The sequence below is a fragment of the Edaphocola flava genome (genome assembly GCF_004118155.1).
Classification (GTDB): domain Bacteria; phylum Bacteroidota; class Bacteroidia; order Chitinophagales; family Chitinophagaceae; genus Edaphocola; species Edaphocola flava.
On record NZ_SAIQ01000001.1, the window covers coordinates 890,971 to 906,268 of the forward strand.

A 15,298-nucleotide genomic window follows, 5' to 3' on the forward strand; every position below is an offset into this window, starting at 1 on the left:
TCATGAATTTAGATCTGACAAATAAAAGAGCGCTTGTTGGCGGCAGTACCCAAGGTATAGGATTAGCCATTGCGAAAGAATTATCTTTGCTGGGTGCAAGTTGTACCCTGATTGCCCGTAATGAAGATAGCCTTAAAACGGCTGTTGCGACATTGGATACAAGTAAAGGACAGGTACATGAATACCTGGTAGCAGACTATAGCGATTATCAGAAAGTAGCTGCTACAGCACAGGAATATGTGGCCGGAAAGCCGGTGCATATCCTGATCAATAATAGTGGTGGCCCTGCTGCGGGACCAATCGTAGATGCGCAGCCAGAAGCATTCCTGGCTACTTTCCAACAGCACCTTATCTGTAACCAGCTGCTGACGCAGGCAGTGATTCCTTCAATGAAAAAAGACGGGTATGGCCGTATTGTAAATGTGATCTCTACTTCTGTAAAAATACCTTTGAAAAACCTGGGTGTATCCAATACAATTCGTGGTGCAGTAGCTTCCTGGGCTAAAACAATGAGCAATGAACTGGCTCCGTTTGGCATTACCGTAAACAACGTATTACCAGGTGCAACCGCAACTGCACGCCTGAGCAACATTATCGATAATAAAGCCAGCAAAACCGGCATGGATAAGGATGCGGCGGCACAGGAAATGATTGAAGAGATACCGATGAAGCGCTTCGGTCAGCCAGAAGAGATTGCTTCACTTGCAGCTTATTTATGTTCTCCGGCTGCGGCATATCTTACAGGGGTAAGTATCCCTGTGGATGGTGGCAGAACAGGAAGCCTGTAGAGCAGTACAATAATTTCAAAAAATAACAGGGATCAGAAAACGAACAATTCGCTCGTTTTCCGATCCTTGTTATTTTTTAGCTAAAACCATTTCACTTGTTTTTACCGTATATAGTGGAAACTCGTTAATTATGAAGAAAATTATTTTACTATTATCCGTTTCCATCGCGTGCACAACAGCGAAAGCACAATCCATTATCGGTATCACTACCGATGATAAAATATTTGAAATGGCACAGGCAAACAGTCCTGGCACCATTACCACTCCTATAAGTATAACCGGTATTAGCGCAGGCCAGACCATTGCCGGGATCGACTATCGGCCAAATACCGGCGAATTATATGCACTAGGGTATAACGCTGCTTTGAGCAGCGGCAATGCAAGATTGTATGTAATTAATAAAACGACAGGAGCTGCCACAGCCATTGGCCCTAATGCTATTGATCTCAATCTAGGCAATGGCAGTATCAGTATTGACTTTAACCCTACTGTAGACCGCATACGGATTGTAGGTGCAAATGGTAAAAATTACCGTTTACACCCTGTAACCGGTGCAATTGTAGCGACAGATGGAGATCTGGCCTATGCAACCGGCGATGTAAATAGCAGTACAGTTGCGCAAATCGGAGCTTGTGCCTATACAAACAGTTATATAGGCAGTGAATCTACCACACTGTACGACTATGACAAAAACCTGAATATACTGGCTACACAGGTTCCTCCAAACAATGGTACACTCAATACAATTGGCAGCTCGGGTATTATGGTAAATAATACAGTCCCGAGTTTGGGTATGGATATATACTTCGACCCGGTGTCCAAGACGAACATGGCTTACCTTAATGCTAATACCGGAAGTGGCAGTAATGATAATCTTTACTCGCTTAATCTGACTACAGGATCTGCAACATTGGTAGGGCAGATCGGTACCGGTATTAATGTAAAAGACATAGCTGTGGTCATTGACAGAACTGTTCCAGCCACCTACAGCGGCCAGCTGGTATATGGTCTGACTACTAATAACCGTAACCTTATTAAATTCTCTACCGGTAATCCAGAACTGATACGAGAGCTGTTACCGATTAGCGGTGTAACTGCCGGACAAGTAATTGTCGGAATGGATGTACGCCCTGCGGATCTGGGATTGTATGCTTTGGGCTATAACAGCATGAGCCGGGAGTATCAGGTGTATCAGATCAATACCAGCAACGGTGTGGCAACTGCGGTAAATACTACACCCGGAATGATCAATTTAGGAACTGGTGAAAAGATCAGTTTTGATTTTAACCCTACTGTAGACCGTATACGGGTTGTCTCAACAAATGATTCGAACTATCGCATAAACCCTGCAACAGGTGCCATAGGTGCCTTGGACACCAACCTGGCCTTTGCAGCTACTGATATACATGCTGGCGTCAATCCTCACATAGGCTCTGTAGCATACATCAATAGTTATAAGGGTGCTACAACTACTGCTATGTATGGTATTGAAGATTCTTTACAGTCGCTTGTGCAGATCAATCCTCCTAACCAGGGTACTATCATTACTATTGCCGATAATATCCTGATGTTTAATCCTGCAGATTTGACTTCTGATATAGATTTCTATTATGACTCTGTCAGTATGATGAATATGGGTTATCTCCATGCCAATACCAATACCTCGGTTAATGATAAATTATACAGCATTAATACCAATGGCACGGTAACATTGATTAATGATATAGGAATGGGCATTCCGGTATCAGATATTGCAGTACAATTGACGTTCACTAACACTTCTACTAATAGTATTGCAGAGCTGCCCCAGAAAGCATTGTACGCAGTATATCCTAACCCGGCCTATGATGAGCTACATATTGTCTTCTCTGAAAATACAGCACAGCAAATGGTTCTAAATATTACGGACATAAGTGGCAAAACAGTGTTACAACAATCTATAGCCAAAGGTGCTTCCGAGATAAGCATATCGGTAAATGCACTGAGCAATGGACTTTATTTCCTGAATAGCTCCATACCAGGTGCAAAAGCAGTATCATTTATGAAGCAATAATAAGCAAACCGGTTATAATATAAACAGAGGGATGTCTGAAGACATCCCTCTGTTTATATTATAACTTTACTATTCTCTAGGCAATCTCTTCTTCCTTAACAATCTCTTCCTCGCCCATTACCATTTCTTTTTCTACAACCAGGTTATCGATAATAAACTTCTGGCGCTGTGGGGTATTATTACCCATATAGTATTCCAGCAGTTTCTGTATAGGCGCATCTTTGGAGATCAATACTGGGTCTTTACGCATATCCTCCCCGATAAAGTTACCGAACTCGTCCGGAGAAATCTCTCCCAATCCTTTGAATCGGGTAATCTCTGGCTTACCTCCCAGTTTATACACTGCTTTCTGCTTCTCTTCTTCTGAATAGCAATAAATAGTTTCCTTCTTATTGCGCACACGGAATAATGGCGTCTCCAGTATGTATATATGACCATTACGCACCAGGTCAGGGAAGAACTGCAGGAAGAATGTCATGATCAGCAAACGAATGTGCATCCCATCGACATCGGCATCGGTTGCAATTACAATGTTGTTGTATCGCAGGCCATCCATACCGTCTTCAATATTCAATGCGTGTTGCAGCAGGTTGAACTCCTCATTCTCATATACCACCTTTTTGGTAAGGCCAAAACTGTTCAGCGGCTTACCTCTCAAACTGAATACGGCCTGAGATTCTACATCACGGCTTTTGGTAATAGATCCGCTCGCAGAGTCACCCTCAGTAATGAAAATAGTGGATGTCAGTTGCTTTTCCTGCAATGCTTCTTTATTCTTTCCGCTTACCTCTTCATTAAGGTGCACACGGCAATCTCTTAATTTCTTATTGTGCAGATTGGCTTTTTTCGCTCGCTCATTTGCGATCTTACGGATGCCTGAAAGTTCTTTACGCTCACGCTCACTCTGTTCAATCCTTTTTTTCAGGGCATCTGCTACGGCCACATTTTTATGCAGATAATCATCCAGTGCCTTCGAGAGAAAGTCCAGTACAAAGCTCTTCATGGACGGGCCATCGGGCGCTATAGTAAGGGAGCCCAGTTTTGTTTTTGTCTGACTTTCAAATACCGGTTCCTGCACTTTTACCGCAACTGCAGCACAGATCGTCTGGCGTATATCAGAAGCATCATAGTCCTTTTTAAAGAAGTCTCTTATTGTCTTTACATAAGCCTCTCTGAATGCCTGCTGATGGGTACCACCCTGGGTTGTATGCTGCCCGTTTACAAAGGAAACGATGTCTTCTCCGTAACTTCCGGTATGTGATATGGCTACTTCAATATCTTCTCCTTTCAGGTGAACGATCGGATAGCGCAGATCATCTTCATTAGTCTTATTCTGCAACAGATCCAGCAGACCGTTTTTGGAAACGTATTTTTTACCATTCAGGTATATTGCTAAACCGGCGTTCAGGTAACAATAGTTCCATATCTGGTTCTGTACATAATCCATAATGAAGTGATAGTTCTTAAACACCGTATTGTCCGGTGTAAATGTCACTTCAGTACCATTAGCTTCTTCCGTTTTTGTTTCTTTACCTTCTTCGAGCAATTCTCCTTTCGCAAACGTAGCAGTTTTGCATTTTCCCTCACGATAAGCGGTAACAGAAAAGGCAGAGCTCAATGCATTCACGGCTTTGGTACCCACACCATTCAGACCCACCGATTTCTGGAAGGCCTTGCTATCGTATTTTGCACCGGTATTGATCTTACTCACTACATCTACCAGCTTACCCAAAGGAATACCGCGACCAAAGTCTCTTACGGTAACCACACCTTCCTGGATAGTGATATTGACTTGCTTACCAAATCCCATGGTATACTCATCAATACAGTTATCTACAACTTCTTTCAGCAGAATGTAGATCCCGTCATCCATACTGCTCCCATCACCAAGCTTACCGATATACATACCGGGGCGGAGGCGTATGTGTTCTTTCCAGTCAAGGGATTTAATACTACTCTCATCGTAGTTGCTTTGCATTTCACTCATATGACGACTTCACTGATTTTATTAAAATATGATGGCAAATTTAACTAATTGTGGCGGCTTTATATTTAAGTATTTGCCCAGTTCTTCAATATATTTAATCCCGACTCGGTCAGAACCGACTCCGGATGAAACTGTACACCGGTACAGGAGTACTTCTTATGACGGAAGGCCATAATAATGCCCTCATCAGTTGTGGCAAGGATCTGCAGGTCTGGCTTGTCTTCCATTCCTGTTGCCAGTAAAGAGTGGTAACGCATCACCTGTAAGGGACTTGATAGTCCGGAAAATATATGCTGTCCATTATGTTGTATCTGACTCGTCTTACCATGCACAGGAAAAGGAGCTTTAGTGACCTTGCAGCCGAAATATTGTGCCAGCGCCTGATGACCGAGACATACGCCCAGGATTGGGATTTTATCATGAAAATAATCAATCACAGACATCGTAATCCCGGCATGTTCCGGATCTTTGGGACCTGGTGATAAAATAATGCGTTCCGGGTTCAGCTTAATGATTTCATTCAAACTCAACTCATCGTTACGGATCATGCGCACATTCTGATGCACCTGCTTCAGATAATCCGCCAGGATATCCGAGAAAGAATCGTAATTATCAATCAGTAACCACATTTACGGCAGATGATTATTTACCTTATCAAACATGCTGCCCAGTTCGGTATAGCTTTCTTTTACAAATGGTAATAATTTACCAATAATATCAAAACCTTTAGCTGCGAAGGGTTCTACTATGGCGTAAGTCTTCGATCCGGCTTTGGTTTCCGGCCTGATCAGGCTTACTTTATCGGCCAGCCACAATACACTGCTCCAGCCAAAGGTCACTATAATACCATACACAAGGGCTCCGGCCATTTTATTGGCCCAACCAAGCTTTACTGTTTTCAAGCCCTTATCTATCGTTCGCGCAATCATATTAATGATAAATATAATCGCTATAAATACGACTAAATAAGAAAGCATCGGTATCCAGGGACTTAATGACGATTGCTCATTAAATAAATAAGCGGATAATTTATGAGAAAACTTCAAGGCACCCAGCATGGCAATGATGACTGCGGCCAGCGAAAAGGCAGCAAAGACCAGTCCTTTCCGGTATCCCTTCATCATAAACCATACCAATAGTACAAGATATATAAAATCAATGGGCATAAATATGCAGGTATTTTAAAGATTCAAAAGTACGAAAACGAAGGTTCCATAAAACAAAAGATTCAAACCAATGATGGCTTGAATCTTTATATCCATTCTGAGCTATATAATATTATTATATTACGCTAAAAGTCTTTTTACTGTTTCGGAGATCAATTTGCCATCAGCGCGGCCCGCAAGTTTTTTGGAGGCAGATCCCATCACTTTACCTAAGTCGGCAGCACTGGTTGCACCTACTTCTGCAATGATTGCTTTAACCTCAGCTTCCAGCTCTTCGTTACTTAATTGCGCAGGCAGAAACTTGTTGATGATTTCAATCTCTTCCTGCTCTTTTTGTGCAAGGTCAGTTCTGTTTTGCTGTGTAAAAATCTCCAGAGAATCCTTGCGCTGTTTCGACATTTTAGTTAATAACTTTAATTCATCTGCCTCGCTCAAAGATTCTTTCGCTCCACTGGCTGTTTGTTCAACCAATATTGCCGCCTTTATTGCTCTAAGGGTACGCAAAGCCACTTCGTCTTTAGCACGCATAGCCGCTTTGAGTTCTTCCATTACTTTTGCTTCTAAACTCATGATTATTAAAATTTAAGCAAAAGTAAACCTTAAAAAATACATTGAAAATATTTTGTTGAAATTATATCATTCTATTAAATTTTATTTATCTTTGGTTTAAAATTGTTTAACTTCAATAAAAACTTTTTAAGAGCATGAAAAAAATATTATCTACTCTAGCTTTAGCGACAATTGGCGCTTTTAGTTCTTATGCGCAGAACATTGATCTGCAAGCATTCGTATTCATCGACACAACCGGTAATCCATTAACAGATACTGCTGATCGTACAAACACAATGAATGTAAGCATCAACCAAGGTCAGACTTTTACCGGAACAGATGCTTATGCTGTTCCTAACGGTGCTACTACTGATAGTATCTACGGTATTTACGGTATGTTCACTAACGGTCCTGATGCCTTAGGTAACGGTGACAAAATTTTATTCTCTTATTCTGGCGGTCGCTTCCTGAGAGAAGATGAGGCTATTGCACAAGGAGTACCATTTGCAGATAAGTATTTCTGGCTGAACCAAATTACTTTAAGCAGTGCAGTAGAATCACCTAGTACTGTTGCAAGCTTCTCCAAATTAGCAGTTGACAGTATTGGTCTGTTAATGGACTGGGATATGTGGGTTGACAGTGGTAAAATGTCTTTAAAAGGTAAACCACATGATACTTACGTAAATGGTAAAGCTTATGGCTTCTTCTTCCGTGTCTATGGTTTAGGAGACGATGCTGACAACCCAGGAAACATTGATGCTAATAAAAAGAACAACCTGTATGTTCAGAAAGTAATCTGGAATGGAGGTGGCGTTGGTCTGAAAGATATGCTGGCTAAAACTAAGCGTGAAAACTTAGTTGTATATCCTAACCCAGCTACAAGCGAAATCTCTTTTGATTATAACTTCAAAGTTAATACTACTGCTGTATTAACCATCAGAGACATTACTGGTAAAACAGTTCGTGTAAATAACTATGGTCGTCAAGTTGCTGGTGCCAGAAACTTCAAATATGATATTTCTGGTTTAGCTGCTGGTACTTACACCGTTGAATTCGTTACTGGCGAAACTAACGCTGTGAGCAAAGTAGTTATCAAGTAATCTGATAATAACCAAGACAATAAAAAGGGCGCTATTCAATGAATAGCGCCCTTTTTATGTCTTTCTTGTATGTGGCGGTTTTTTGGATAATGTGGTTGATTACCCACCCAAGATAAGGGCGGCATTATGAATTACAATGCCATAGCAATGCTCCACAGATACCCTATTATCCTCTTACTTATTGTATAAACTTACTCCATTTAAACTATATACACTACTTGAGCCCAAATAGTTCAATATTTCAAGAGTGTACTCCGGAAGATTATACAATCCTACAACAGAAGCTTATAACCGTCTAAATTATAGTCAAAAACATTATTCAATAAGACATAGCTCACTTAGTATACACTATAATCTGGGTAACCTCTAACTATACGCTATTACTTATAAACACGACTATCACATTTGGATAAATCTATCTAACTTCCATATAGAGACTTAAAACAAGGGATCAATTTTTATACTATACTAACTAAAACAGGTTGTTTAAAAAAATTACTACATAAAAGTAAAGGCCATGATTTATTATCATGGCCTTTACTTTTATGTAGTAATAAGTACTATTATGGATTTTGATAAACTCCTAAGTTCTGATTTAATTCAGATCCAGGAATTCTCCAGTTAATCTTATCATCTGTAGCGTTAATCACCATGTTATCAGAACCGATAATTCCAGATAAGAAGCCAGAAGAACCTCTGTTAATAGCAGCTAAAGAAGTTACACCGTTAAATCTAGCCATTTGACGCTTAGCATCGAAATATCTAAAGCCTTCACCCCATAATTCGACACGTCTTTGACGCCAGATTTCATGAACGATCTGATCTTTATTTACAAAAGCCGTAGTTGTATAGTTTGGATCACGAGTAACACCGAACTGGCCCAATAAAGTTAAGGCATCAGTAGTATTCCCTTGTTGTGCTAAAGCTTCTGCTTCAATCAAATACATCTCAGCAGTTCTCATCATCGGATAATCTGCGATGAAGCTGGTTTTAGAATTAGCATAAAATTTAAGCTGAGATTTACGAGCCAAGTTACCTGATGGGTTAGATAACCACCATTGTCTTCTTACGTCAGAATCAGGAATTCTTGTTAAAGTTGTATCGATAGTGCCAGCACCAAAGAAGATCGCGTTACCAATAATTTTCTGAGAACCAGTTGCATAAGCATTTAATGCAGGATCCATATGAGACATAAATGACGCATAAACACCATTTTGCTCAGCATTGATTACTAAACCCCATATCCACTCTCTGTTAGATACTTGGTTAAAACCATTAAGCAATTCAGTACCATTCATCAGTGACCAGCCCTGACGAGCGGCATTTGCCATAGTAGCTGCTTTAGGCCAGTCTTGCTCATACATTGCCGCTCTTGCATATATACCTCTAGCAACATTGATGTTGATCTGAGATTTATCACGACGGGCAGGAGTTCCCGGTTTCTCAAAATAAGCAATAGAAGAATCCAAATCACGATTGATCTGATCAATTACTTCAGTCAAACTTGCACGCGGATTACCAACTTTCGTAGGCTCAGTGTAAATAGGTACCCCTAAAGCTTGTGAAGGGGGCACTGCGGCCTTAACACCAGTTCTTGAACCAGGATTAGCTACAACATATTTACCATCAATGCTGTTATATGGGTACTGATAACATTGAATCAGTTGCAGGTATGCCCAGCCACGGAAAGCATAAGCTTGCGCTTTGATTTCGTTTCTATCTTCTTCTTCACCTGTGGCCGCATCAATATTTTGCAGAATGAAGTTTGCATTATTGATCACAGCATAGTAAATACTCCATTGGTATGAACTTCCACCACGGGCATCATTCCAACGTACAGCAGAAGTAATGAACCAGTTTGATCCATAAGCAGACAAACCCATATCTTCACACATTAATTCATATGTCATGTTGATAGAAGGTATGCTGAACTGATCGTGATCATCAGCATCAAACAGTCTTCTAGTCATACCGTTAATCACAGAACGGGCACCACTAACTGTTTTGAATACATCCTGTGTAATAGCCTGATCGGTAGGCTTTGTATCCAGGAAAGATTTTTTACAAGAGGTTGCACCTAAAGCTAATGCTAGAGATAAACCCGCAAACCCTAATATTTTATTGATTTTCATTTTAATTTAATTATTTGAGTGAATTACAGTCCAACATTAACACCAACTACATAAGTTCTATATGGGAAGTATGTAAAGTTAGTCGCTCCGAAGAAAGAAGATTGTACATCCAGACCTGTTCTAGCAGTAAAATTCAGTACATTATCCATTGCATAATAAATTCTTACACTCTTGAAAGAAGAGCGTGATAACATTTTTGGAGTTAAAGTATAGCCAAGGTTTACATTTCTTAATTTCAAGAAGCTATTGCTTACCAGGAAACGACTAGAAGCGGAACCAGCATTAGTACCTGCACTACCATAAGAGAATTTAGGAACAACATTTGCATTATTTTCATCACCAGATTGGCTCCATGCATTAATCATATCAGCATGAATTGCATTACCACGGGTCTCAGCACCACCACTCATCAACAGTGCGTAAGTACCATCATAGTTCTGGCCACCCAGACCAAATGTAAATGTGAATGATAAGTCGAAGTTTTTATAGCTAATTTGATTAGACATTGAACCTTCAAGATCTCTGAAAGGAGATTTGAATAATTTTCTGTCTTCTGTAGTCAAGCTATTATAGTCAGTGGTTACAGAACCATCTTTCTTATACCATTGAGATACACCATTAGAACTAACACCAGCATATTCATATGTAAAGTAAGAACCAACAGGTAAGCCTTTTGCTAAGATATCAATTCCGCCAATCAGAGAGTCTTCGCCCTGAATCTGAGTAATCTGGTTTTGGTTATGTGCCAGGTTTACTCTTGTATTCCAGTTGAATTTTTTAGAACGTACCCAGTCATAAGATACCTGCAGTTCAACACCACGGTTTCTCATAGAACCAACGTTTGCGTAATAACCAGAAGTACCAACAGATAATGCTAAGGGCTGAATATATAACAGGTTGTTAGAACCTTTGTTATAGAAATCCAGGGAAGCAGTCAGTCTGTAATTCTTTGTTGCAACGTCGATACCTAAGTCCATTTCAACCTGGCCTTCCCATTTCAATTTATCATTACCATAGTTAGCAAAAATCAGACCTGGATTACCAGCATTAGGATAAGAAGCGAAACGATCTAACCATGAATAGTAACCATTGATCGCGTCATTACCGGTAACACCCCAGCTGAAGCGCAATTTCAACATTTCAAGTTTATCTTTCATGCCGCTCATGAAAGATTCTTCAGAAATCAACCAACCAGCACCGGCAGCACCAAAGTTACCCCAACGAGACTGAGGGCTGAAACGAGAAGACCCGTTTCTACTGAATGAACCGTTCAAGAAGTATTTCTTTTTGAAGCTATACTCAGCCTGACCAAAATATGTTTCAATTCTCAGACGATCAACTTGAGAACCAGAACCTTCACCAACAGCAAAAGCAGCACCTTCAGTAAAGCCAGGAGCGAAAGCACCTGTTCTACGCATATAAGTGAATGAATTCTTCCAGTTGTATGCCTCGTGACCAACAGTCAAAGAGAATGTATGCTGAGAAGAGTCATTCTGGTTCAGGTTGTTAGCCTGTGGTTTCCAGGTTAAAAACTGGTTGAATGTGTAGTTAATGTTTGTAGTAGATTGTCTGGTAGTTCTACCCAGTACATTAGCAGCATCACCGTACTCAGAGTTATAATAGTTTAACTGATCACCGGAATAATAGTTTACGGAGAACTGTGTTTTTGCAGTCAGGTCTCTGTAGATTTTTGCCTCTAAGTATCCAACACCGTTACCATTTAGAGCAAGTGTATTAGGCTTATTATAAGTTAATGCAGCAACAGTATTCGTATTCAAACCGAATGGTCTTAATTCAGTATTACCGTGCGCAGTACCGGTAGTGTTATAACCGAAGTCATATACAGGAGTACCATCTGCCTGATACATTCTGTTACCATTTGCATCGTAACGGTATACCGGGTAGATTGGACCCATTTGCATTGCACCAAAGAAAGGGTTAGAATATGCAGTACCTGAACCTAAGAAGAACAATTGATCTTCATAAGCAGTCTGAATTTTAAACCCAGTTTTTAACCAGCTGTTAATTTTAGAGTTAACATTTAATAATGCTGTAATACGACTATAGTCAGAGTTCTTAACGATACCCTGATCTCTTGTATAACCTAAAGAGAAATAGTAATCACTTTTATTGTCTCCGTTAGAAACAGACAAGTTGTAGTTCTGACGGATACCAGTACGTTTCAGTTCATTTTCCCAGTTATCTGTCCATAACAAACTTGCATCAGGATTAACTTTACCGTCAATCATTAATTTATCGTTAGGAACATTATATGCATTGTAACCACCCAGGAAATCAACAAAATCTTCTGAGCTTGTACCAGTTGTAGACTGATCTGCATAACCTTTCCAGGCCATTTCATAGTAGTCCTTAACCCCTAAAGTTTTATAAGCAGGGATAAAACGCTGTAAAGCACCTACAGAAGCATCAAAACTAATTCTTGGACGCTCAGATTTTTCACCACGTTTAGTAGTAACCAGGATTACGCCATTCGCTGCACGCGCACCATATACCGCTTTAGTAGTCGCATCTTTCAGGATAACGATATCTTTGATATCAGAAGGGTTAATTGTATTTAACGCACCGGAATAAGGAGCACCATCCAATACGATCAGCGGGGAGCTGCTCGCACTCAAAGAACCCATACCACGCACCATGATATCAGGGTTAGAGCCAGGCTGACCGCCGCCACTGGTAACTAATACACCCGGAGCAGCACCATCTAAAGCCGCAGCTACACTGGTAACTGGTCTTTTAGCGATTTCCTTAGCAGTAACTGTACTGATCGCACCTACATAAGTTCTTGGATCTAATTTGGTACCATATACTGTAACCTCGTCGGTTTCTGTAGAAGCACCTGCACTAAATGAAAAATCTACAGTGTTGTTATTGCTTCTAATTCTAACTTCTTGCTTTTCGTTACCAAATGATGAAAAGATCAAAGTGTTCGCATCATTCGGTACAGAAATGCTGTAGTTACCATCATCATCACTCAGTGCAGAGATGTCTGTACCTTTAACTGTGATTACAGCACCAGATATAGCTTCTCCGTCTTTATCCTTAACGGTACCTGTAATTACTTTCGTCTGGGCGAAAGCTGTTTGCGTGATGGCTGAGACCACTGCAAACGAGAGTAGCATTTTCTTCATACCCTTTTTAGATTATTGAAAAATTTAAATTTTTATTTTCTATAACATATTAACACAGCATTATCTTAAAATGTAACAACACTTCTCAATAATGCTGCGCTAAATTAACTAAAAAATAATACAATTTGTATTTTTTTTATAAAACTTATTACTTATTGATAACAATTCTTTTTGTAAGTTGACTATTGTCTACCAACACGTTAACCATGTAAACACCATTCGCGGCATAGTCAATTGACATTTTGTAACTATTATTAGTAACCTGGTTCACGCTTGCTTTGCTCACCACCTTTCCTAATACATCATAAATTACGATAGATGCATTTTTAGGCGTAGCAAAGTTGAACTGAATTGTGATATTACCATCAGCACTTGGATTAGGATATACCTGGAAAGCAGAATTATCCATTTGATCCAGGCCTCTGATACCTACAGCATTTGTACAGTTGCTTACCGGAACCGTTTCTACGGCCATTACGTTGCTACCGCTTGGATCCAAAGCATCTTTCAGACGGCTTTGTGCACCGGCAAAAGCAGGGAAGTTCGTTTGATCGAACGGATTTTCCCAACCTACAGGAATTTTAGAATACTGAGAAGAAACACCGAAATCTTTACCATCCAGGTTACAAGATGCATCAGGACCACCGGATAATACACCAATGATTCTACCGTACACATCGAATAAGCCAGAACCTGAAGATCCGCCAGCAGTACCACCGGTTAAGGTATTAATATTCCAGTGCGTATTAGATACTGCGGTCTGGTTGAAGGTACCGTTACCGGCAACTTCCAGTGCAGCTGACAATTTCATCAGGTCACCGCCAGGATGGTGCATACCAATGAAGTAGTTATATTCATCTTCCATTTCTGCAACAGAATAACCGGCTTTTCTAGACCAGCCAGCCAAGTGTGCATTAGTAATTGGAGACAGGTTATCATTCAGCTCTAACAACAGGAAATCCTGTACCAGAGAAGGATGCGCAGGATTACCTGCCATCGAAGGGTAGTTACTTCTGGATACGAATTTCGCACCGCCAGTCAAGGTTGGGGCATTTATGGCATTAGGTAATCCGGTACCATTACAGTTAGTTGCTTTGAAATTAAAACGGAACTGCCAGTACTGGAAGTGTGCGTTTGTTCTTTGGTTATCACCATCACAGTGTGATGCAGTGATAAATAAAGGACGACAAGTAGTACCATAGTTACGTGTATTGTTGATCAGTGTACCGCTACAGAAACCGATATCAGCGAACGTAGAATCCGGAGAAATCAGAATTCTCGCTACACCTGTTCTTTCATCAGCATAATCATTTGCAGCAGGACAGATCGCATTTACGTGACATTGAGCAGACTGGCCAATTACTGGTGGGTTAACAGGATCAATCTGGGTACTGCTGTATTGTGCTACATCATTATCCAGACCTCTGTATAAGGCACCAGCATTTTTAATGCGGTATTGAATATCGCTTACATTTACGTTAGGATCAATATCCATTTCGATATTCACAACGCTACCCTGTACAGGTTCATTGGAGAATCTGCCATCAGCAACATTATGGTCTGCAGTGTATGCACCCAAAATCTGGCGACCGTTTGCATTGCTTACAAACAATCTAACCCCTTTCGGCAAGTGGAACTGATCATAATATAAAGTGATCGCTTGTGCTTCCGGAATTTCTACAGAAAGTTTCCAGATACGAGTACCATCAGCAAGATAAGTCCAGCTACCGGTTTTTTGAAAATCCAGATCAGCAGGTATTGTAGTACCAACTCTGTACATCTTCACCGCATTCGCTGCTTGTGCATCTTCCAGAGCCAGACGCTCATAATCCGGTTTTTGCAATATTACATGCTTATTAGCAATCGTCACATAGTCTCTAACACTAGCGGACAATGGGAATCCTCCTGCTCCAACCTGAGCCTGCGCAGTAAGACCGCCAAGACACGAAAGCAAGGTAATAAAATACAACTTCTTCATAAAAGAGTTTAAAATCGTGAACTTTTAAAAAATAAGGTTTGTAAATGTAGGGCTTATTTTGTAAATATAAGACAATTTTTCAAATCTGAACGGCATATCTGCTATATTTTCTATGATACTTATTCCTTCCATTTCTTTCAATTTATTCGAATTATTGAACAGAAAAGTATCTCCATTTCAAAGCATGAAATTGTAACAAATGACATCTATTGCCAATCCCTTTACGACAAAGGTTTTCCACATTTTTTTAAAAATGTGTATATTTTTTAATAAAAAATTTCACTACGTAAAAATTACTTTTTAATATTGTGCAAGAATTCGTTCTTACTAACCCATTTTATACAAAAGTTCAGTGTAGCATACGCTGAACTTTTTATTTTTACATTCCGCTCAAAC

At 40.1% G+C, this 15,298-nt stretch carries 10 protein-coding genes; 3 read left to right on the plus strand and 7 right to left on the minus strand.

All coding sequences use genetic code 11. From position 1 onward, the window contains the following. Positions 1–2: 2 nt before the first annotated feature. Together EMP01_RS03825 and EMP01_RS03830 are read left to right on the plus strand one after the other, a co-directional pair. Positions 3–788 carry an SDR family oxidoreductase gene (locus tag EMP01_RS03825; RefSeq protein WP_129020153.1) on the plus strand — a complete coding sequence of 262 codons (786 nt, stop codon included), beginning with the start codon at positions 3–5 and terminating at the stop codon, positions 786–788. Between the two features lie 130 nt (positions 789–918). Beyond that, positions 919–2,841 carry a DUF4394 domain-containing protein gene (locus EMP01_RS03830; RefSeq protein ID WP_129020154.1) on the plus strand — a complete coding sequence of 641 codons (1,923 nt, stop codon included), beginning with the start codon at positions 919–921 and terminating at the stop codon, positions 2,839–2,841. 76 nt (positions 2,842–2,917) lie between these two features. Here the strand turns inward: EMP01_RS03830 and EMP01_RS03835 are convergent, their stop codons facing one another. The 4 genes from EMP01_RS03835 to EMP01_RS03850 form a co-directional block, all read right to left on the minus strand. Further along, positions 2,918–4,828 carry a DNA topoisomerase IV subunit B gene (locus EMP01_RS03835; RefSeq protein WP_129020155.1) on the minus strand — a complete coding sequence of 637 codons (1,911 nt, stop codon included), beginning with the start codon at positions 4,826–4,828 and terminating at the stop codon, positions 2,918–2,920. 65 nt (positions 4,829–4,893) lie between these two features. After that, complete coding sequence (locus EMP01_RS03840; protein WP_129020156.1) at positions 4,894–5,457, minus strand: anthranilate synthase component II; 564 nt, start codon at positions 5,455–5,457, stop codon at positions 4,894–4,896. Next, positions 5,458–5,994 (minus strand): CvpA family protein, encoded by a 537-nt coding sequence (locus EMP01_RS03845; protein WP_129020157.1) that lies wholly within the window; start codon positions 5,992–5,994, stop codon positions 5,458–5,460. Positions 5,995–6,114: 120 nt separating this feature from the next. Further along, positions 6,115–6,564 (minus strand): GatB/YqeY domain-containing protein, encoded by a 450-nt coding sequence (locus EMP01_RS03850; RefSeq protein ID WP_129020158.1) that lies wholly within the window; start codon positions 6,562–6,564, stop codon positions 6,115–6,117. Positions 6,565–6,839: 275 nt separating this feature from the next. Between EMP01_RS03850 and EMP01_RS03855 the strand changes: the two genes are divergently transcribed. Next, a complete protein-coding gene (locus tag EMP01_RS03855; protein ID WP_161971213.1) occupies positions 6,840–7,643 on the plus strand; it encodes a T9SS type A sorting domain-containing protein in 804 nt (267 codons plus the stop codon). Between the two features lie 563 nt (positions 7,644–8,206). Here the strand turns inward: EMP01_RS03855 and EMP01_RS03860 are convergent. From EMP01_RS03860 to EMP01_RS03870, 3 genes are all read right to left on the minus strand, one after another. After that, positions 8,207–9,775, minus strand: coding sequence for a RagB/SusD family nutrient uptake outer membrane protein (locus EMP01_RS03860; RefSeq protein ID WP_129020160.1), 1,569 nt, complete (start codon positions 9,773–9,775; stop codon positions 8,207–8,209). A gap of 23 nt (positions 9,776–9,798) precedes the next feature. Beyond that, positions 9,799–12,924: a SusC/RagA family TonB-linked outer membrane protein gene (locus tag EMP01_RS03865; protein WP_129020161.1), complete on the minus strand. Its 3,126-nt coding sequence runs from the start codon at positions 12,922–12,924 to the stop codon at positions 9,799–9,801. A 148-nt stretch (positions 12,925–13,072) separates the two neighbouring features. Further along, the gene (locus EMP01_RS03870) at positions 13,073–14,902 is read right to left on the minus strand and encodes a T9SS type A sorting domain-containing protein (RefSeq protein ID WP_129020162.1); all 1,830 of its coding nucleotides are present in this window, start codon (positions 14,900–14,902) and stop codon (positions 13,073–13,075) included. Positions 14,903–15,298 lie beyond the last annotated feature (396 nt).

Excerpts from the sequence above, each read along its gene's own strand:
- EMP01_RS03825 (WP_129020153.1), top strand. The coding sequence starts at position 3 with ATGAATTTAGATCTGACAAATAAAAGAGCGCTTGTTGGCGGCAGTACC.
- EMP01_RS03830 (WP_129020154.1), top strand. The coding sequence starts at position 919 with ATGAAGAAAATTATTTTACTATTATCCGTTTCCATCGCGTGCACAACA.
- EMP01_RS03835 (WP_129020155.1), bottom strand. The coding sequence starts at position 4,828 with ATGAGTGAAATGCAAAGCAACTACGATGAGAGTAGTATTAAATCCCTT.
- EMP01_RS03840 (WP_129020156.1), bottom strand. The coding sequence starts at position 5,457 with ATGTGGTTACTGATTGATAATTACGATTCTTTCTCGGATATCCTGGCG.
- EMP01_RS03845 (WP_129020157.1), bottom strand. The coding sequence starts at position 5,994 with ATGCCCATTGATTTTATATATCTTGTACTATTGGTATGGTTTATGATG.
- EMP01_RS03850 (WP_129020158.1), bottom strand. The coding sequence starts at position 6,564 with ATGAGTTTAGAAGCAAAAGTAATGGAAGAACTCAAAGCGGCTATGCGT.
- EMP01_RS03855 (WP_161971213.1), top strand. The coding sequence starts at position 6,840 with ATGAATGTAAGCATCAACCAAGGTCAGACTTTTACCGGAACAGATGCT.
- EMP01_RS03860 (WP_129020160.1), bottom strand. The coding sequence starts at position 9,775 with ATGAAAATCAATAAAATATTAGGGTTTGCGGGTTTATCTCTAGCATTA.
- EMP01_RS03865 (WP_129020161.1), bottom strand. The coding sequence starts at position 12,924 with ATGAAGAAAATGCTACTCTCGTTTGCAGTGGTCTCAGCCATCACGCAA.
- EMP01_RS03870 (WP_129020162.1), bottom strand. The coding sequence starts at position 14,902 with ATGAAGAAGTTGTATTTTATTACCTTGCTTTCGTGTCTTGGCGGTCTT.